Annotated in this window: 18 protein-coding genes and 2 pseudogenes; 8 read left to right on the plus strand and 12 right to left on the minus strand. The window is 62.3% G+C overall.

Annotated elements, in window-relative coordinates; genetic code table 11:
- Positions 1-274 precede the first annotated feature (274 nt).
- The 3 genes from tnpB to OU682_RS21015 form a co-directional block, all read right to left on the minus strand.
- Positions 275-445: an IS66 family insertion sequence element accessory protein TnpB gene (gene tnpB / locus OU682_RS24385; RefSeq protein WP_268944182.1), complete on the minus strand. Its 171-nt coding sequence runs from the start codon at positions 443-445 to the stop codon at positions 275-277.
- 24 nt (positions 446-469) lie between these two features.
- Positions 470-664, minus strand: coding sequence for a hypothetical protein (locus OU682_RS21010; protein ID WP_268944166.1), 195 nt, complete (start codon positions 662-664; stop codon positions 470-472).
- A gap of 377 nt (positions 665-1,041) precedes the next feature.
- Entirely contained in the window at positions 1,042-1,284 is a 243-nt protein-coding gene (locus OU682_RS21015; RefSeq protein WP_268944167.1) for a hypothetical protein, read from the minus strand.
- 50 nt (positions 1,285-1,334) lie between these two features.
- Between OU682_RS21015 and OU682_RS21020 the strand changes: the two genes are divergently transcribed.
- Positions 1,335-1,598 (plus strand): transposase, encoded by a 264-nt coding sequence (locus OU682_RS21020; protein ID WP_268944168.1) that lies wholly within the window; start codon positions 1,335-1,337, stop codon positions 1,596-1,598.
- A gap of 422 nt (positions 1,599-2,020) precedes the next feature.
- Here the strand turns inward: OU682_RS21020 and OU682_RS21025 are convergent, their stop codons facing one another.
- Positions 2,021-2,863: a hypothetical protein gene (locus tag OU682_RS21025; RefSeq protein ID WP_268944169.1), complete on the minus strand. Its 843-nt coding sequence runs from the start codon at positions 2,861-2,863 to the stop codon at positions 2,021-2,023.
- A gap of 802 nt (positions 2,864-3,665) precedes the next feature.
- On the opposite strand from OU682_RS21025, the gene OU682_RS21030 reads away from it, so the two are divergent.
- The gene (locus OU682_RS21030; protein WP_268944170.1) at positions 3,666-4,004 is read left to right on the plus strand and encodes a hypothetical protein; all 339 of its coding nucleotides are present in this window, start codon (positions 3,666-3,668) and stop codon (positions 4,002-4,004) included.
- A 285-nt stretch (positions 4,005-4,289) separates the two neighbouring features.
- On the opposite strand, the gene OU682_RS21035 is transcribed toward OU682_RS21030, so the two are convergent.
- From OU682_RS21035 to OU682_RS21060, 6 genes are read right to left on the minus strand one after another with little or no spacing between them, the layout of a single operon-like run.
- Positions 4,290-5,828, minus strand: a complete 1,539-nt coding sequence (locus OU682_RS21035) for an aldehyde dehydrogenase family protein (protein WP_268944171.1) — start codon at positions 5,826-5,828, stop codon at positions 4,290-4,292.
- A gap of 4 nt (positions 5,829-5,832) precedes the next feature.
- A complete protein-coding gene (locus OU682_RS21040) occupies positions 5,833-6,732 on the minus strand; it encodes an NAD(P)-dependent oxidoreductase (protein ID WP_268944172.1) in 900 nt (299 codons plus the stop codon).
- A gap of 52 nt (positions 6,733-6,784) precedes the next feature.
- The gene (locus tag OU682_RS21045) at positions 6,785-7,687 is read right to left on the minus strand and encodes a LysR family transcriptional regulator (protein ID WP_268944173.1); all 903 of its coding nucleotides are present in this window, start codon (positions 7,685-7,687) and stop codon (positions 6,785-6,787) included.
- 35 nt (positions 7,688-7,722) lie between these two features.
- The gene (locus OU682_RS21050) at positions 7,723-8,868 is read right to left on the minus strand and encodes a M20 aminoacylase family protein (RefSeq protein ID WP_268944174.1); all 1,146 of its coding nucleotides are present in this window, start codon (positions 8,866-8,868) and stop codon (positions 7,723-7,725) included.
- Complete coding sequence (locus OU682_RS21055) at positions 8,865-9,362, minus strand: hypothetical protein (RefSeq protein ID WP_268944175.1); 498 nt, start codon at positions 9,360-9,362, stop codon at positions 8,865-8,867. Before OU682_RS21055 ends, OU682_RS21050 begins: the two co-directional genes overlap by 4 nt.
- 10 nt (positions 9,363-9,372) lie before the next feature.
- The gene (locus tag OU682_RS21060; protein ID WP_268944176.1) at positions 9,373-10,179 is read right to left on the minus strand and encodes a DUF3100 domain-containing protein; all 807 of its coding nucleotides are present in this window, start codon (positions 10,177-10,179) and stop codon (positions 9,373-9,375) included.
- Positions 10,180-10,627: 448 nt separating this feature from the next.
- On the opposite strand from OU682_RS21060, the gene OU682_RS21065 reads away from it, so the two are divergent.
- The 4 genes from OU682_RS21065 (at position 10,628) to OU682_RS21080 (ending at position 15,101) form a co-directional block, all read left to right on the plus strand.
- A complete protein-coding gene (locus tag OU682_RS21065; RefSeq protein WP_268944177.1) occupies positions 10,628-11,533 on the plus strand; it encodes a LysR family transcriptional regulator in 906 nt (301 codons plus the stop codon).
- A gap of 91 nt (positions 11,534-11,624) precedes the next feature.
- Positions 11,625-12,809: a CaiB/BaiF CoA transferase family protein gene (locus tag OU682_RS21070; protein WP_268944178.1), complete on the plus strand. Its 1,185-nt coding sequence runs from the start codon at positions 11,625-11,627 to the stop codon at positions 12,807-12,809.
- Between the two features lie 3 nt (positions 12,810-12,812).
- Positions 12,813-13,733: a hydroxymethylglutaryl-CoA lyase gene (locus OU682_RS21075; protein WP_268944179.1), complete on the plus strand. Its 921-nt coding sequence runs from the start codon at positions 12,813-12,815 to the stop codon at positions 13,731-13,733.
- A 42-nt stretch (positions 13,734-13,775) separates the two neighbouring features.
- The gene (locus OU682_RS21080) at positions 13,776-15,101 is read left to right on the plus strand and encodes a GntP family permease (RefSeq protein WP_268944180.1); all 1,326 of its coding nucleotides are present in this window, start codon (positions 13,776-13,778) and stop codon (positions 15,099-15,101) included.
- Positions 15,102-15,309: 208 nt separating this feature from the next.
- Here the strand turns inward: OU682_RS21080 and OU682_RS24500 are convergent.
- Together OU682_RS24500 and OU682_RS21090 are read right to left on the minus strand one after the other, a co-directional pair.
- A pseudogene (locus OU682_RS24500) lies at positions 15,310-15,980 on the minus strand (transposase); the annotation flags it as partial.
- Positions 15,981-16,153: 173 nt separating this feature from the next.
- On the minus strand, positions 16,154-16,465 hold the full coding sequence (locus tag OU682_RS21090; RefSeq protein WP_268944181.1) for a hypothetical protein: 312 nt from the start codon (positions 16,463-16,465) through the stop codon (positions 16,154-16,156).
- 411 nt (positions 16,466-16,876) lie between these two features.
- Here OU682_RS21090 and OU682_RS24400 point away from each other — a divergent pair.
- Positions 16,877-17,011 (plus strand): annotated as a pseudogene (locus OU682_RS24400) (GXWXG domain-containing protein); the annotation flags it as partial.
- 100 nt (positions 17,012-17,111) lie between these two features.
- The gene (locus OU682_RS24405; RefSeq protein WP_371832292.1) at positions 17,112-17,318 is read left to right on the plus strand and encodes a DUF4334 domain-containing protein; all 207 of its coding nucleotides are present in this window, start codon (positions 17,112-17,114) and stop codon (positions 17,316-17,318) included.
- The last annotated feature ends 151 nt before the right edge of the window (positions 17,319-17,469 follow it).

Raw genomic sequence — 17,469 nt, forward strand, 5'->3', positions numbered from 1 at the left:
GCGTCCGCTCAGATCAGCCTGGTCGGATGCGGCTGGAGCGGGTGGTCGGATGGTCGTGGAATGGCCGGTCGGATGTTCATGGAATGTGTGGTCGGATCACCGTGGTGCGCGCACGTTACGGCCTGATCCAGCATGCAGACAGCTGATCCGGCAGGACACCTTGTGGGAATCCTTTGATCGCAGGTCCTGCGGATTATCCTGCCGCCAGCGGCTGCCAGGTTATTTCTGGCGCCCGCCAGTCGATCCCTTCCAGAAAACTGCGCAGGGGTGCGAGCTATCTTGCCCTCCTTAGGCCGCGGGCCTGACCAACCGGCCCTTCTCCAGCCGCTTCATGTGTTGCTATTGGAGCGACATTGGTCGGAGCGACAATGGCGACGCACGCACCTTGCCCATCCCACCAGATGACCTTCACCAGATCTCCTCGCCGACTCTGGAAGACAAACAGATGCCCGCCAAAGGGGGGCCTGCTTCAGCACCGCCTCGGCATGTGCTTGATCCACGCTTGATCGTTCTTGCGGTAGGGACGCGAGCGGGTGAGTTCACTTCCATGGCCAAGGCAATAGTCGATCAGCTCTTCGTTGACGAACTCGCCGCCATTGTCCGCATCCAAGGCCGTCCGGGCGAAGGGCAAGCCCAGGCGGATGCGTTCGAGCGTCTCGACCACGAGAGAGCCTCTTCAGACATTGATGGGCGAGGCCACTGTCCATCCGCACAAGATGTCGGTGAGAACCCGACTGTGGACGTAGATGCCCATTGCGTTTCAACGTAGACGGGAGAACGGGCAGCAAGGCCGTAACAAATCCAGAAGGGGGACTAGGAGATGAGGCTGTTTGTCGGATTCGACGTAGCGTTGGAGAAGATCGCGATCTGCGCGATCACCGAACATGGGCGGATCGTCAGGGAGGCTCAGGTGGCCAGCGAGGCAGTGTCTCAGCACATGGTCCAGGGACACTGCCTGAGGGTATCGCCCCTCAGCTTCATCTCGGCTGATTCCGGGCAGTTTACTGCAAATCGGTCTCGACCCAAGAAGATCGCGCCTTGCTAGGCGCTCGCGAGGCTATGCAGCAGGACTTCATCGCTCTGGAACTCTCCCTGCGGGGTCTGCTGCAGAACTTTGGGCTGAAGGTTGGCGCGAGCTCCCGTGGCCGGGTCGAACACCGCATCCGGGAATTGGCTGCAGGCAATCCAATGTTGGAGGATGCGACAGAACCAATGCTCCGGGCGCGGGTGTCTCTTCGGCAAGAATTGGCAGGGCTGGAACGCCGTGTTCGACAACTCGCCCATGAAGACCCTGTCTGTCATCGCCTGATGTCGATGCCCAGGATCGCGCGGTTGTGGCGCTGACTTACCGGTCAGCTGTCGATGATCCCGCCCACTTCACATTTTCGAAGAAGGTCGGGCCTTGGGTGGGTTTGACACCCTCACGTAACCAGTCGGGTGAGCGCGATGTCTCGGGCGGGATCACCAAGGCCGGCGATGTGAGCCCGCGCGGGGCATTATGCCATGGCTGCCACCGTCATGATTCACCGGAGGCGATCGAAATAGCTGAGAAGCTAGGCGGTGCAGGTTGCCGCGCCGCGGGGCCAAGCGGACGATAGTTGCCTTGTACGAGGTATCAGCGTGATCCTGCATCGGGTGTGGATGATGGCACCAGCTTCCGGTCCGAAATCCGGGTGCCCCATACAGCCTGACCGCGAGATCTATCTACCGGTGCCTGCCTAGTCGCAGGCCTTCGAGGTCCTCCAGGGACGCGGTTCCGATGCTGTCGGTCAGGACTGTCGTCGGACCACATCGGGCCCGCCAGCGAGACGGGCACGTCGGAACTGCATTGAACCAGCATCATGTTGGCGGCCGTTGCGCCGACCGCGCACCGAAGCATGCACACGGAGTGATCTTAGACAAAGGCACGCCCAAGACAGCGACGGAAAGTGCCAAGCTTCTGCACTCTGCCTCACCGCGGGTCGCTGTCTTGCGCCAGAAGGCAATTGACTGGGACGGCCCTGTTGCCGAAGTCCTAACCCTAGGCCGCCAGCGGCACGCTAGGTCGCGGGTGCTGCCAGCGCCGATGCACGGCCATGTGCAGTGCGACAAGGGTGGCAAGGGTCGGACGCAGTGCCGCCTCGCCCTGGTCGGCAGTGCCAAAGCCGATCCTGTCCGGGAACGATCCGTCCGGCCGCTGGCTGGCAATGATGTCGCCCAGCATCGGAGCCACATCATGATCCGGGTCGATCAGGCACAGGCAATAGCACATTTGCGCCAAGGGCATCAGCCGGCCCTTCCGCTCTGCCCACTCGGCGAAGCGCAGGCAGTTCGCGAAGGCATCCCCGTAGGTTCGGGCATCCGCAAAGCGCGGGCGCTCGGCACCGAAGCGATAGCACAGCATCAGCACACAGGCGTAGGTATCGACGTCGCGCTCCGTCAGCCGTTCGGCCGGAACGGGTGCACGCAAGAATGCCTCGGCCTCTGCCAGAAGCCTCGGGTCGGACCCATCGGAAAGGGCCAGCCGTTCCGCCAAGGACGCCATTTGGGGCAAGCGGATCTGTGCCCGTTCATCATGCGGCAAAAGCCGGAACAGCGGGGTGCCGCGCCCGTCACCCGGATGAGAGCCGTGCTGGAAGGCGTCAAGGAAACATCCAACGAAATCCGGTGTAAACCGGCTGCGGATAAATGTTTGCAGCGGCGCAGGCGTGCCGCGGAGGCCCGAACAGATATGTGCGGCAACGGCAATTTCCGCCAAGCCCGTCAGATGAGGATGATCCGGAGCAGGTAGCATGGGAAAAAGCTCGATCCGGTTGCGCAGCCATTGCTGACCACGAGCGTTTATCAATGTCAGCAGTTGCTTGTAGGCAGGGTCATGACCCATGAGCTTGCTCCCTCCGTAACATATCCCCGATTAGAGGCTTCGATTAATGATTTGGCAATAATTTGCTGCGGATGCAGCAATGAACTGGATAAGATGAACTGAAAGTTTTCATTTATTTCTCGGCAAAGGAGGCAACAGAAACGGGGGGAGGGCGTTCCTTGCAGCAGGACACGCAGCGCCGGAGCGGCGCAACGTGTAACCACAACCTCTTGGACAGGTTCCTGTCACGCCCCAAAAAAACAATCGCTCGGCAACAGGGCAAGATTGCCCTCAAACAGCCGGCTTGGTCAAGGGAGCACGGCGCGCCTAGGAATCGCTCGTCGCGCAGGAAACCTGGCGCTTCCACGCAGTCGAAGCACATGTGAAGCCAGCGTGCCAGCTTCCTTGCCGGTCATCAGCTACAGATGCGGTGCCGCAGGGAGTCCAAACATATTAATCAGGTATTATACATGCATGCTCGCCAATTCCCTTGCAGTTTTGGCAAGTTATTTCTTTGAAAGGTATATCTGAAGTTTAACAGTGATGTTGACGGAACAACCTTGGGTCGCAGAGAGAGCACTGAAACCAGCTTTTAAGGCCTTGGTTCACCGGTATGTTCAATGTTTCGACACGTTCTTCTGCGGGAAACTGTTATGGTACAATTATTTATTTAAAATGTCTTAACGGATGGCTTGAACAGCGCCCGTCATGCCGGAGGCTGAACTCGTTACGCAGTCTTGTTTCTGGTTTGCAGACGGCGTGCAATCTGGCCTCGGCTTCTGCTGGCGACATGAGGCTGAGGTCACTCACCCGGAGCACACTCGTGGCGGGCACACAGAACTTCGGGTTTACCTTTTCCAAGGACAGGGCGTCTTTTCAGTCCCGTGCCCAGCCTTCTGACATCGATACCCACCAGCGCATTGTTGCTCTGGATGCGGCACCCACCACGGGGATAGCCGGTATCGGGCTGGCGCAGTGCCTAATTGAACGCCCAGGTGAAATCGACCGGCTGATCATGGTTCACGGGCAGCCTTTGACCTGCCACCCGCTGATCGAGGCAGCTTCCGGTCTGACCCTGGCCGAACCGCAGGACGGGAGCGACATCGCGCAACTGGCCGTGTCCTACCCCTATCCGGGGTCCGGCTTCTATCTTGGTGCATGACGCTGGTGCCAAGCCAGGCACCAACGAGGAGACGGCGCGTTCTCGACAACAAAGGGATGGCCTGCGGCGCGGGTGCAGGGTTGCCCGGTGTCGAACGGGGCTGTGTCGTATGGCTCTGGATGAGCCATTCCCTGACGCGAGCCCTGGCCGGCGAGCAGAGCAACCCGCCATCCAACAGTTCGTCAGCCGCAGTCAATGGGACGGTCATGCATGTTGACTTTAGACACCAGACTCGCTGGCGATCAGAAGCGGTCCCAACAGGATCGGACCGCTTCTGCCCTCACCTCAGCCTGGCGCGTATCCGAAGGTGACCGGAGGATTGCTTGCCGTCTCCACCCAGACGCTTTTCGTCTGCGTATAGGTCATCAACGCCTCCTGGCCCGATGATCGACCATAGCCGGAGCGCCCGAAGCCGCCGAATGGAGAGCAGACATTGATCGTCTTATAGGAGTTGATCCAGAACGTGCCTGCCCGAACGGCTCCTGCCATGCGGTGAGCCCGCCCCACATCCGCCGTCCACACAGCGCCTGCCAGCCCGTAAGGGTTATCATTGGCAAGCAGGGCGGCCTCTTCCTCGCTCTCGAAGGTGAGCACGGAGACGACAGGGCCAAAAATCTCCTCTTGTGCAACCGACATGCCGGGCTTCACGCCGTCCAGGATCGTCGGCGCATAGTAGAAGCCGCCCGTGCCCTCAAGAGCGTCAGGCCGGGCGCCGCCTGCGGCGATGCGGGCGCCTTCGGCCACGCCAGCCTCGACCATCTGTCCGATCTTCTCCCATTGGCGCAGGTTGTTGATCGGGCCGACATGCGTGGCTTCGTCAAAGGGATGCCCGATGGCGATACGGTGTGCGGCATCGGCATAAGCATCGACAAACCGGTCACGGATCGAGCTGTGGACCAGCAGCCGCGAGCCCGCGACGCAGCTTTGGCCCGCGCCCGCGAAGATGGCAGCCTGGGCGCCGACAATGGCCCGGTCGATATCGGCATCCGGGAAGATGATGTTGGCCGATTTCCCCCCAAGCTCCAGCACACAGGGCACGGTGTTCCTGGCTGCCGCGGCTGCAATGGCCGAACCTGCCCGCGCAGAGCCGACAAACGCCACCAGCCCCGTCCTTGGATGGGTCACGCCTGCCTGCCCTGCCGTCAGTCCGCCCCCCGCAATGACGTTGACCAGTCCACGCGGCGCACCGCCAAGCTCGCACATCTTGCCCAGGATCAGTGTCGAAAGCGGCGTCAGTTCGGATGGCTTGATGACCACGCCGTTGCCGGCACAGATTGCCGGGGCGATCTGCCAGCCACCGGTAAAGAGCGGGGCGTTCCAGGGCGTGATCTGCATCACCACCCCCACCGGCTCTTGCCGGGTGTAGTTGAAATGGCTCGACGGCACAGGGATCGTGTTGCCGTAGATCTTGTCGCACCAGCCCGCATAGTATTCGAACATTTCCGCGACGCGCAGCGCCTCGCCACGGATGTCGCGGATCGGACGTCCCGCCGAACGGCTCTCGATCTCTGCGATGAGCGGGGCGTGGGCGCGGATCTGGGCTGCGATTGCCCACATGACACGCCCGCGCGCCGCAGCCGGCATGGCCATCCACTCTCGCTGCGCCCGGTCGGCGGCGATCATTGCGGCATCGATCTCGCTTGCACCCGCATCGGCGAAGCTGGCGAAAACCTGGCCTGACGCCGGGTCCGTCAGGTCCAAGCCCGAGCCGGATCCCCTGACGATCTCACCGTCGATGAAGCTGCCGATCCCGGCACCTGGGAAGACGCTTTGATAGAGTTCAAGAATGCGGGCCGCCTGGGCCTCGGCGCTGATGGTCAGCATAGGATCATCCCTTGTTCCGAAAATCGCCCATGCGGGTGAAATCGTCCGTGGCGGCATAAGAAGCCTCTGCCCACAATCGCGCGGCTTTTTCCGTCAGCGGCATTTTCGTTCCGGTGTCTTCTGCAAGCTTCCGGGCCAGCCTGACGTCCTTCTGCATCAGCGCCATGGTGAAGCCGCTATCGAAGCCTTCATTCATCACCCAGGTTGGAAAATGCACCTCGGAAACCATCGATCGCCCTGAGGCGGCATTCAGCACGTCAAGCGCAGACTCGGCGGATATGCCCGCGGCCTCGGCCAGACGCAGGCCTTCTGCCGTCGTGATCATATGAGCCGCGCAGAGAAGGTTGTTCACCAGCTTGGCCACATTACCCGCACCGCTTTCGCCGACATGGATCGCCTTGGACGAGAGTGCTTCGATCACCGGCTGCGCATCCGCCAAATCCTTGGCGGTGCCGCCGATCATCATGGTGAGCGCCCCATTGGCTGCCCCGGCAGGCCCGCCCGAAACCGGAGCGTCCAGAAAGCCGTGCCCCATCGCGGCCAGACGTTGTGCCAAATCCCGCGTCACCTGCGGTTCCGAAGTAGAGGTGTCGATGATGACAACGCGATCGCGCTGCTGAAGCAGGGCAGCCATCCTTTTGATCACATCGGCCACGTCCCGGGCGGTCGGCAGCGAGAAGACGATCCGGTCCGCCGCGAAGGCATCCTCCAGCGTTGGCACCGGCTCCACCCCTGCCCCGCGTGCCGTTTCGGCGGGTTCAGGGGCCAGATCAAACCCCAGCGTGCGGAAGCCGGCGCGGGCGGAAGATGCGGCCATGCCAAGGCCCATTGCGCCAAGTCCTACGACGCCGACCGTCAAGTCCTTCGTCATGTTTTTCCTTCCTCTTGATCCGTCGAGGATCATCCAGAGGATCGCGTGGTGCTAGGAGCGATCTGGGGAACGTCGCGTTGCCCGTTCAGCAACGCGGAACAAAGCTGGCCATCGTACTTTCCAGATGCCGAGCCAGGCGGTCCACAGAAGCAGGAAGCCGGCGGCGTGCCCGAACCAGCAGATGGGCCGATGCGCCAGACAAGGCTGCATCCGCCAACTCGCGCAACTCGACCTGATCCTCGACGGCGACCGAGGTTCGGGGGAGGAACGCCAGCCCCAGACCTGCCTTCACGAAGCGCCTCAGCGCGTCGATCGATGTCGTCATGAGCAGCGGTGACAAGGCAATCCCGCTGTCGGACGCAACGCGCATCAAGAGATCGGTCGTGCCGTGCCCCTTTGGCAAGAGTGCCACCGGATATGGTGCGCAATCTGCCAGCCGCACCGTGGTCTTCGTGGCCAGGGGGTGCTCTGACGGCATCAGCACGCACAGCGGGTGTCGCGCAGACGCAATGCTTCGGACAGCACCCGTTGCAGGTGGATTATAGGCGATGCCGATGTCGCTTTCGCCATTGGCCAACGCCGTGACGACGGCGTCGGTCGATCCCACCAGAAGCTCGTAGCAAACCTGAAAGCCTGGACTTCCGATCCCTCCAAGCCCGTTCTGCATGAAATCGGCCAGGAATCCTTCGCCGCAGTGGATGCGGACATTCCGTTGCTGGATGCCGCGAAGTTCCGAAAGCTGCTCGTTCAGGTAATCGGCCTCCTCGACCACATGGCGCATGTGCTCCAGCACCAGCCGCCCGGCATCGGTCAGGTTCACGCCCCGAGAACTGCGCTCCAGCAGCGCCACGCCGATCTGGCTTTCCATATCGGCCACCTGACGGGACACGGCAGAAGGCGCGACGCCCAGTTGGTCCGCTGCAGCCCTGATCGAACCATGGCGGTGGACCGCCATATAGACGCGAATGTCGCGACGATCGAAAATCATCATCGCGTCACGATGGCGGTCCGCAGACAAAGGTGTCAAGCACCGCCCAGTTCGGCTTGCGCCAGCCTGACCCAGAACGCCGCGGCCGGTCCAAGAATGGCGTCGTTGAAGTCGAACCGGGGCGAATGAAGGCCAGGATTGGCGCCCTCCCTCGCGGCACCCAGCCAGAAATAGCACCCTGGCGCATGCTCCAGCATGAAGGCGAAATCCTCGGCCGCCATGCTGGGATCGGTATCCACGATCTCCAGCCCCGCCTCGGCGCCCAGGCCGCGCAGCAGGGCTGCATTCCCGGGCGTATTCAGCGTCGAGGGATAGCGGCGCTGGTATCGCAGGTCCGCGGCACAATCGAACCCCGTGGCAACGGCGGCCACGATCGCGTTCATGCGTGCTTCCAGAAGATCTCCGACTTCGGGATCGAACCACCGTGTCGTTCCGCGAACAACGGCTGTTTCCGGCAGGACGTTCCAGGCATCCCCGCCATGCACCTGCGTAACCGACACGACCGAACTGCGCAGGGGGCTGACGTTTCGCGACGTGATGGACTGCAAGGCGGTGACGATATGCGAAGCGGCCAGAAGGGTGTCGGCGCCCTCGTGCGGCATGGCGCCATGCGCACCCTTGCCGGTCAACTCGATTTCAAAGGTGGCGAAGGCGGCCATCATCTCCCGGTCGCGGGCGACCAGCGTCCCCACCGGCAGACCTGGCCAGTTGTGCATCGCATAGATGGCATCGACCGGAAACCGCGTAAAAAGGCCGTCCGCGACCATCTCTCGTCCACCGCCCTCGTTTTCCTCGGCGGGCTGGAAGATGAAGCGCAACGTGCCATCGAAGGGCGTATCCGCCAGAACGCGCGCCGCAGCGAGGGCGACCGCGACATGCCCGTCATGGCCGCAGGAATGCGCGCGGCCCGGTCGTTGCGAACACCAATCGGCACCGGAACTCTCGAGGATCGGCAGCGCGTCCATGTCGGCCCGAATGCCGATGGCGCGGTTGCCCGCGCCTTTCGTCAGAGAACCGACAATCCCGGTGCGCCCGATCCCGGTCGCCACCTCATAGCCCCATTCCCCCAGTTTCCCGGCTATGAAGGCGGCTGTATCATGTTCCTCGAACGCAAGTTCAGGGTTCATGTGGATGCGCCGCCGCCATTCGACGGCCTCGGCAAGATGAGAGGCCGGGATCACGAGAAGACCCGCAGCGTCAGGTCGGCAATCACGACGGAACCGAGATAGGTGCCAAGCATCACGCAGATGGCGACGATGACGATCTTCCAGCCGGATTTTCGCGCAATGGCAAATTCCTTTGCCGAAAGGGCCAGCCCGCCATAAGCCAGCGCAGGCGTTGCCAGCGACAGGAAGTTGATCTTTCCTGCCTGTTCAACAACCCATGCCGAGCCGGGGACCCCGGGAATGGTGATCACGATCGCGAACAATGAAACCCACGCGACCGAGGGAAGTGCCAGCGGCACGAAGCGCGCCATGATGAGGCCTGCAACCGAACAGAGGAACAGGATTGCCATGCCCGGGAAAGCCTCAAGGGCGCCCACGCCCGTGGCGACATAGTTGGCCATGGTGCCGATGGCGCAGGCCACAAGCAGAAGGGCTGCTGTTTCCCCGATATTGACCTTGCGCTCATCAATCGTCTCGATCTCGAGGGTCAGGTTTTCAACGTTAGCCATGATTATCCCCTCAGTAGAGTTCCGGCCGCGCCTTGCGGTACAGCCATTGGGTAAGCGGAAGCGCAATGAACAGCCCGACATAAAGCCCGGTTGCATAGGTCAGGACGTTGGACGCGCCCGCCAAGCCAAGGATCAGATCCGTTTGGTCGGGCACCGCCGTGGTCAGGGCACCGGTGCATGCCGCCAGCATCGAACCCGACCCCACGCCGCAGGACATCGCCAAGGCACGGATATCAAACACGCCCATCCCGTGGATCAGCGTTGGCATGATGGCGAAAATGAAGGTGCCGATCAGGGTTCCGGTCGCATAGACGCCCATGACGCCCGCGCCTTCGGGCGAGTCCAGGCCGTATTTCTCAGCGATCAGGGCCAGATTAGGCTCACGGTCGATGGAATAGACCGCCCCGACTGTCTCACGGCCCATGCCAAGAAGATAGACTGCCACGGGAAAGGCAACGACGATGGTGCCGAGGTTTCCGATTTCCTGCAGGATCAGAGCAGGACCTGCCTCGATGATGGCCTCGATCTGAGGACCGACGGTCGTCCCGAACTTGGCCACGAACGGCGTGATCGCGATGGTGATCATTGCGCCTGCGAACTTCTGAACATTCGGCGTCAGGACGCGTGCCGTGGCGCGGGTGATGTTCGGGTTGATGGCGATGCCCATGGCAAAGGCATAAAGCATCGGCAGCAACACGACGGCGGCGATCCCGATCGGAATGCGCAGGACGCCGATCGCCTCGGCAATGACGACTATGGCCAGCACGATGCCGTGCAGTGCAAGTTTATCCGCGCCCAAGGCTCGGGAGTGGGACATTCGCATCCTCCTGTCGGTATCAGGCTTTTCCCTTAATTATTGAGGGTGTTCGACGCTAGGGACAGGTTGATTGATGGAACAAGGCGTTGCCTTTAGTGCAACACCAGGTGCCCGCAGGCTTGGGGCGGCAGGGCGATCCTTCGCCAGGCCCGGTAACTCTCCGCCATGCAAGGGGAGCCCGCCCCGAAGCGTGCCAGAACCCGGCCTCTACGGGATGTGTCCTGCCGGGCTTCAAGCCCGCGTTTGCGAAAGGCAAGCCTTCGCTATGCTTGGGCCAGCGGGAAGACAGGATGACCGGTTCGGAATAATGGCTGATCCATTGCCGCTTCAGACCTTGCAACGTGCTTTCCCAGGAATGCGCGCCAGCAAGGAGACCCCATTTTCTTCTCGAAATTCCTGCTGGGGCATGCGCATAGATCAAGCCGAAGATAGCTGTTGAAGTCGCGCCATGTCGCCCCGAATTGCCGTAGATAGGTTCAGCCTGACGACGCTGCGCATTTTCGTCGCCGTCGCCGAGGAGCGTGTTCTGACACGCGCGGCCGAACGCGAGGCCATAGCCCTTTCCGCCGCGAGCAAGCGGCTTGCCGATCTCGAGGCCGACGTGGGGGTTCCGCTGTTCGACAGATCCCCCCGCGGGATGCACCTGACCGCGGCAGGCGAGACACTGATCCATCACGCCCGTCGCGTCCTGTCCCATGCCCATGACATGGCCGCCGACATGGCCGACTTCGGCGCGGGCGTGCGCGGGCATGTCAAGCTGCTTGCAAACCTGTCGGCAATCGTCGCCTATCTTCCCGAGGACCTTGAGGGATTCTTCCTGACGCATCCCGACCTGCGGATCGATCTTCAGGAACGGCCAAGCATCGAAGTCGTCCGGGGCGTGGCAATGAGCGAAGCCGAACTGGGCATCTGCTCTGCCCATGCCGAGCTGAATGGCCTGGTCGGCAGACCCTACAAGCGCGATGACCTTGTCCTGGCAATGCGAAGCGATCATCCGCTTGCAGGTCAGGGACCGATCAGCTTCCGTGACAGCCTGGGCTACGACCAGATCGGATTGCATGCCGACAGCTCGATCTTCATGCGCTCGCAGCGTGCGGCTCAGGAAGAAGGGCTGACGCTGCGCTGCCGGATCCATGTGCCGGGCTTTGATGCGGTGTGCCGCACGGTTCAGGCGGGCCTGGGAATTGCCCTAATTCCTGCTCCGGTTTTCGACATCATTGGACCTTCCATGAACCTGCACTGCGAGCCCTTGGCGGACCCGTGGGCGCGCCGCGACCTGATGCTTGTGCACCGTCCTGACGCTCGCCTGTCTGCTGCGGCAAGACACCTTTATCGAGCGCTTGGCACGAGCTAGCCTTCGCAAGACGCGAAGGCAGCTTCACGCATGACGCATGGATCGGCGGCTGACATTTGTGTAGCCAACCTGCTCGGAGCAGGAGGATACCATGTCAGGACCATTGCAAGGCATTCGCGTCTTGGAAATCGGCACGTTGATCGCAGCACCGTTTGCAGCGCGACTTTTTGCGGAATTCGGGGCCGAGGTCATCAAGGTCGAGCAACCAGGTTCGGGCGACCCGCTGCGCAAGTGGCGCAAGCTGCACAAGGGAACCTCGCTCTGGTGGTATTTGCAAGCGCGCAACAAGCGCTCGGTTGCCTTGGATCTGAAGTCGCCCTTGGGCCTTGAAGCGGCGCGTGATCTGGCGGCCTCTGCCGATGTCGTGATCGAGAACCTTCGTCCCGGCGGGCTGGAAAAGCTTGGTCTTGGCTGGGACACTCTGCAGGCACTGAACCCCAATCTGGTCCTGGTGCGGATCTCGGGCTATGGACAGGACGGCCCCTACCATGATCGTCCCGGCTTCGGCGCCATCGGCGAGGCCATGGGCGGTATCCGCTATACCACGGGATCTCCCGACTCGCCGCCTGCCCGGGTCGGTGTAAGCCTGGGCGACACGCTGGCGTCGCTTCATGGGGTGATCGGCGCCTTGATAGCCCTTCTGCATGTACGTTCGGGCAAGGGCGGCGGACAGGTCGTGGACGTGTCGCTGGTGGAAAGCGTCTTCAACGTGATGGAAAGCCTGGTCCCTGAATACGCGATGTTCGGACTGGTCCGGGAACGAACCGGCGGTGCGCTGCCCGGCATCAGCCCGTCGAACACCTACCAGACGCGCGATGGTGCCTATGCGGTGATCGCGGGGAACAGCGACGCCATCTTCCGCCGCCTGATGACGGCCATTGGACGGCAGGATCTGGCAGACGACCCCGCACTTGCCAGCAATGACGGACGTGTGGCGCGCAATGCCGAACTTGATGCAGCCATTCTCGGCTGGACGTCCACCCGGAATATCGACGAGGTGCTGGCGGTCCTTCAGGACGCCGAGGTTCCGGCAGGACGCATCTATTCTGCGGCCGATATCGTCAACGATCCGCACTATCTTGCCCGGGACATGCTGCTGCCTGCCGCACTGCCCGATGGAACGACCCTGACCTTGCCAGGCATCGTGCCGAAGCTTTCCGCGACGCCGGGAAGCATGCAGTGGGTCGGCCAGGGTCTGGGTCAGGACACGCAGGCTGTGCTTGGCGACATCGGATATTCGCCGGACAGGATCGCAGCCATCATGAAGAAGGGCTGAGCCATGCCGGACGTGATCCTCCAGGATGTTTGTGCGCGTGACGGCTTGCAGATGGAACAGCGCTTTGTCCCGACAGAGCAGAGAATCCGCCTTGTGGATGACTTGGCTGCCGCTGGCCTGACCCGGATCGAAGTGTCAAGCTTCGTCTCGCCCAGGGCGGTCCCGGCCCTTGCCGACGCGGCCGAGGTGTTCAGGGGCATCCGGCGGCATGAGGGCGTCATCTATGCAGCCCTTGTTCCGAATGCCAAAGGCGCCGAACGCGCCTTGGCGGCCGATGCAGACGAACTGAACATGGTTCTGTCGGTCAGCAAGACCCACAACCTGGCCAACATGCGCATGACACCGCAGCAAAGCCTGGAAGGGTTTCGCGCCATCGCCGAGATGACGCTTGGCGCAGGCAAGATGCTGAACGGCACCATCGCAACGGCGTTCGGCTGTCCCTTCGAAGGCCCGCAACAGGTTTCCGACGTATTGGGTTTGGTGCAAAGCTATCTTGAAATGGGCTGCACCGGCATCACGCTGGCGGACACGACGGGCATGGCCAATCCCCGCCAGATCGAGGAACTGGTGCGCGATGTCCTGGCGCTTGCGGGGCCCAAGGCCCTGACCATCCACCTGCACAACACCCGGGGGCTTGGTCTCGCCAATGTCCTGGCTGCCTGGCGGGCGGGCGCAAGGCGCTTTGATGCGGCCCTAGGCGGATTGGGCGGATGTCCCTTCGCGCCTGGCGCGTCCGGCAACATCGCGACCGAGGATACGGCCGCGATGTTCAGCGAGATGGGTGTCGATACCGGCATCGATCTGCGCGGCCTTCTGGCCATCGCGCGGCAACTGCCCGCCATTGTCGGCCACGATGTCCCGGGGCAGCTTGCCAAGGCGGGCCTGGTTCAGGACCTGCATCCCGCACCCCGGCCTGCCCCTTAGCCGTCTGAACGGCATCCCTGACGTTCCTTGGGAGGAGGAAACGTGACTGAACTCTTTGTTCTCGCGAACGCGATGTTCGCGATCATTCTTGTCGTGCTTCTTGTGATCTTCGCGAAGATGCACCCCTTCATCGCCCTGCTTATCGGGCCAATGTATCTCGGTCTCAGTTCGGGCCTGGGGTTCGGACCGACGGTGGACGCGATCACGGGCGGCTTCGGCGATCTGATGGGCAAGATCGGCCTTCTGATCGCCTTCGGCGTCATGATCGGCGGGTTGATGCAACGCATGGGGGCGTTCCACCGTGTTGTCGATCTGTTGACACGCCGGATAGCACCCAATCGCATCCCCTATGCCCTTACGACTGTCATCACCACCGTTTTCCCGGCCATCTACACGGATGTCCTGCTGTTGATGGCGACGCCCCTGGCGCGTCGGATCGCAGCGCGGATGGGACCAGAGGGGACGCCCGTGATGGCAGCCGCCACGTCGGTCGGCATTTACCTGGCGCTGACGCTTGTCGTTCCCGGAGTTGGTGCGCTTGCGCTTGCCGCCATGCTGGATGTCGATCTGGGCACCATGCTGCTCTATGGGTTGATCGTCGCGATCCCGACCGGACTGATCACCGTGTTCCTGATGGCGCGGCTGGCTGCACGGGGTGTCTGGGATCCGGCGCTGGACGAAGCAGCCTACAGTGAGCATGACGACGAAGGTCCCACGCGGCCGGACATCCCGCTGACCATCTCTCTGCTCCCGGTTCTGATCCCCGTTGTCATGATAGCGCTTGGCGCGATCAACCGGGCCATGGAATGGGCAAGCGGCATTCTGGCAGCCGTCGGAAATTCGACCTTTGCGCTGTTCCTCGGCATGATCGTCGCGCTTCTGATTGCCCGCTCGCACTTGTCTGCCGACGTGCGCCGCGAGGCGATGGCAAGCGCCTTCGCGGAAAGCGGACAGATCCTGCTTCTGACGGGCGTCGCAGGGTCGCTTTCGGCCGTTGTCGGCATGACGGACCTGGGCGACATTCTGTCCGGATACTTCTCTGCCGATGCATCGGCGCCTCTGGTTCTTGTCTGGGTCGTGGCGGCCGTGCTTCATATCGCCATCGGATCCGTTTCGGCCTCAGCGATCACCGCTGCCGCGCTTCTGGCACCAGTGGCCGATACGCTTTCCGTTTCGCCGGTCCTGATCGCCCTGTCCGCCGGGTCGGGCGCGCTCTTCCTGGTTCACGTCACCAGCAACAGTTTCTGGTTGATGGCAACCCTGATGGGACTGTCCGTCCGCGGCGCATTGAAGGGGCTCAGCCTTCCTGTCAGTCTCGCTTCCCTGGTCTCGCTTCCGATCATCCTGGGCTTGGCCGTGTTCCTCTAGGCTCGGGCCAACCGAGCTTGGATCGTTGCAAAGCGTCTTGGTGTAGCGTGGTCCAGCACATATCGCTTCCTTGAAGAGCAGACTGTCGGACCCGAGTTTTCAACTTCTACTTGACTTGGTTGCAGATCTACCAACGAGGACTCTTTAACAAGAGCCGGTCACCTGCTTCCTCAAGGCTGTCGGCTACGGCCCGGCACTTCAGCTTTCATTTGCGGAGGAGGGCCTTGCGACGCTTCTCGATCTCGGCGGCGCTGTCGGTGTAGATCATGGCGCGGTTTGTCTTCGCTCAACTCGTCATGAAGGCGCTTGGGGGCATGGCCGAGCAGGTCGCGGTGCTTATGAACCGTGCAGTGCTGAATGGCCAGATCCTCCCCCCAGAGCGCCACAAGCGCGGCTTCAAGGCCGGGGCGCCGTCAACGATCACGAATTCGGGCCGCGGCAAGCCCCGCGCGTCCAGATCGGCGAGGAAGCTGCCCCAGGCAGCCGTGCTTTCGCCGCCCATGTTCCTGATCGAGAGGAGCACCTTTTGCCCGTCGCGCCGCACGCCGATCGCCGCCAGCGCCGAGATATTGCTGCCGGTAGCGGGCCAGCGCCTTTGAGCGCCATTCGGTGATCTTGCCGACCTCGCTCTCGACCCGGGCACGAGGAACCCGCACCGTCTCGGTGCCGAATGTGCCGATCGCGGTGCCCCTGGCGGTAGCCCTTGGCCCGCTTGTTGCCGCGGCCGTAACGAATCCGACCGAGAACGTCGGCCAGTTCCTCTTCGAACATGGCCTCAATGGTGGCACAGACATGCGCCCGAAGACGATCGTCGATCGGATCATACCCGCTTGCGTCGGGCAGTAGCGAAAAGGACGGGCTGTCGATACTTTGCTTCATGGCGTTCGGGCCGCGCCTCGGACCGGTGGCGGCTTGCGGCCCTCACTCTCCTTGGCGGTTGCCGCCGCCGGTTAGGTGGGTGTCAGTTCACCCGGAGATCACGCCACCGTCCAATTTTCACCACTTCCGAGACACGGCCTAAGCCACGCCTTTGTCTCACACGCGCACATGGATCACGTCGCGGGCTTTGACTCCCTGCTCCGCCAGCCCTCAACCGGCCATGTCCCCTCACGATCATCGGACCGGAGAAGTTCATTTCCTGGACTGAAAATCGGATCGGCGCCTTCACCTGGAACCTCCTGAACGAAACGTCCGTCGACTTCCGGCTTTCCGTTCAGGAATTCGATGGCCGACGCATCTCGGCCGCTGCCGAGTTCACCGCGCGCTAGGGTTTCCGCCGCCGCGACTTTCCCCCTCGTGCGATTGACGACGGCCTGGTGCCGGCCGAGAATGATCTTGCCGTCGAGGGGGTGGCATTCGACCACAGCGGCATTCCCTGCGGCGCCTTTGCGCTACCGGAAAGGCTGCGCGTCAACGTCAAACGGACTGTCGTGGATGAGTTGGGCCACGCCGCCGGTCCATGGCTGGAGATCGCCAAAGTCGCCATTCGCAACGGCGCCCCAGACGAGCAATGCATCGCAGTTTCCGGCCAGAGAAATGCCCCTTGGCAAGCTCCGCGCTGGCGCCCATCGTGTCACCGGTTTCCACTACTCGGCCCGCTATGTGGGGTCATCCGAAGACATCCCCAGAGAGCTTGCCGCTGCTTTCCATCCCATGACGCCTCAAGCGAAGGTTATGAAGACCCACACCCCCGATGAGGAGCCGAACTGGGTCCGTCAAAGGCGCCTGAACGGCCTCTCGAGAGAGAGAGTGCCCTCGTCTGCTTCCACAGCCTGTTGGCTGTGGAGCCCGACGAATTGCTGGGCGCGTGGCAGGGCATGGAATTGCCAACCGGCCACCAACTCGACGACCTCCTCGAGAGCCTGGGTCGGCAAGGAAGGCGCGTCGAGAGCAAGGAGCGCGTAGACCGGCTGATCTGCCCTCCGGGCGTCTCGCTTCACCCCAAGCATATGCCCCTGTCTTTGGTCCTGCGCTGGCCCCGCCTGGCGCGGAGCCTCCCGGCGAAAGCTTTTGCTATCTTCCGCTGGGCTCTGCGCGCATGGGCCTGCGGCAAGCCTTGCACAGGTCAAGTTTCGCGGCTGCCTCGCCACCGCGATAATTTACGGCCGCCAGCCCATCATCGACCACTTCCGCCGGATTGACGAAAGCCGCCTGTTCGGACTGATGCAGGTACGCTCGGCACCGCCCTACTTCTTTCTGTTATCGGCTGAGAAGTGAGTGTTCTAGGAAGTTGACCTGTGACAGGGTCAGGGCTGGCCAACCTAAAGTCAGTGCCTAGGCTTTTTTCTATAGGGCACCTCGAAAAATTGCGCTGACTGGGCGGCCGGGATAGGACGCAGGAGGCATTCGGCTGCTGGAGCGTGACGAT

Source organism: Paracoccus benzoatiresistens (assembly GCF_026913015.1).
GTDB lineage: Bacteria > Pseudomonadota > Alphaproteobacteria > Rhodobacterales > Rhodobacteraceae > Paracoccus > Paracoccus benzoatiresistens.

What these genes read in the sequence shown, in the direction of transcription:
- OU682_RS21025 (WP_268944169.1), bottom strand. Translation starts at nt 2,863, where the DNA reads ATGGGTCATGACCCTGCCTACAAGCAACTGCTGACATTGATAAACGCT.
- OU682_RS21060 (WP_268944176.1), bottom strand. Translation starts at nt 10,179, where the DNA reads ATGTCCCACTCCCGAGCCTTGGGCGCGGATAAACTTGCACTGCACGGC.
- OU682_RS21070 (WP_268944178.1), top strand. Translation starts at nt 11,625, where the DNA reads ATGTCAGGACCATTGCAAGGCATTCGCGTCTTGGAAATCGGCACGTTG.
- OU682_RS21040 (WP_268944172.1), bottom strand. Translation starts at nt 6,732, where the DNA reads ATGATCCTCGACGGATCAAGAGGAAGGAAAAACATGACGAAGGACTTG.
- OU682_RS21045 (WP_268944173.1), bottom strand. Translation starts at nt 7,687, where the DNA reads ATGATTTTCGATCGTCGCGACATTCGCGTCTATATGGCGGTCCACCGC.
- OU682_RS21055 (WP_268944175.1), bottom strand. Translation starts at nt 9,362, where the DNA reads ATGGCTAACGTTGAAAACCTGACCCTCGAGATCGAGACGATTGATGAG.
- OU682_RS21075 (WP_268944179.1), top strand. Translation starts at nt 12,813, where the DNA reads ATGCCGGACGTGATCCTCCAGGATGTTTGTGCGCGTGACGGCTTGCAG.
- OU682_RS21065 (WP_268944177.1), top strand. Translation starts at nt 10,628, where the DNA reads ATGTCGCCCCGAATTGCCGTAGATAGGTTCAGCCTGACGACGCTGCGC.
- OU682_RS21035 (WP_268944171.1), bottom strand. Translation starts at nt 5,828, where the DNA reads ATGCTGACCATCAGCGCCGAGGCCCAGGCGGCCCGCATTCTTGAACTC.
- OU682_RS21015 (WP_268944167.1), bottom strand. Translation starts at nt 1,284, where the DNA reads ATGGGCGAGTTGTCGAACACGGCGTTCCAGCCCTGCCAATTCTTGCCG.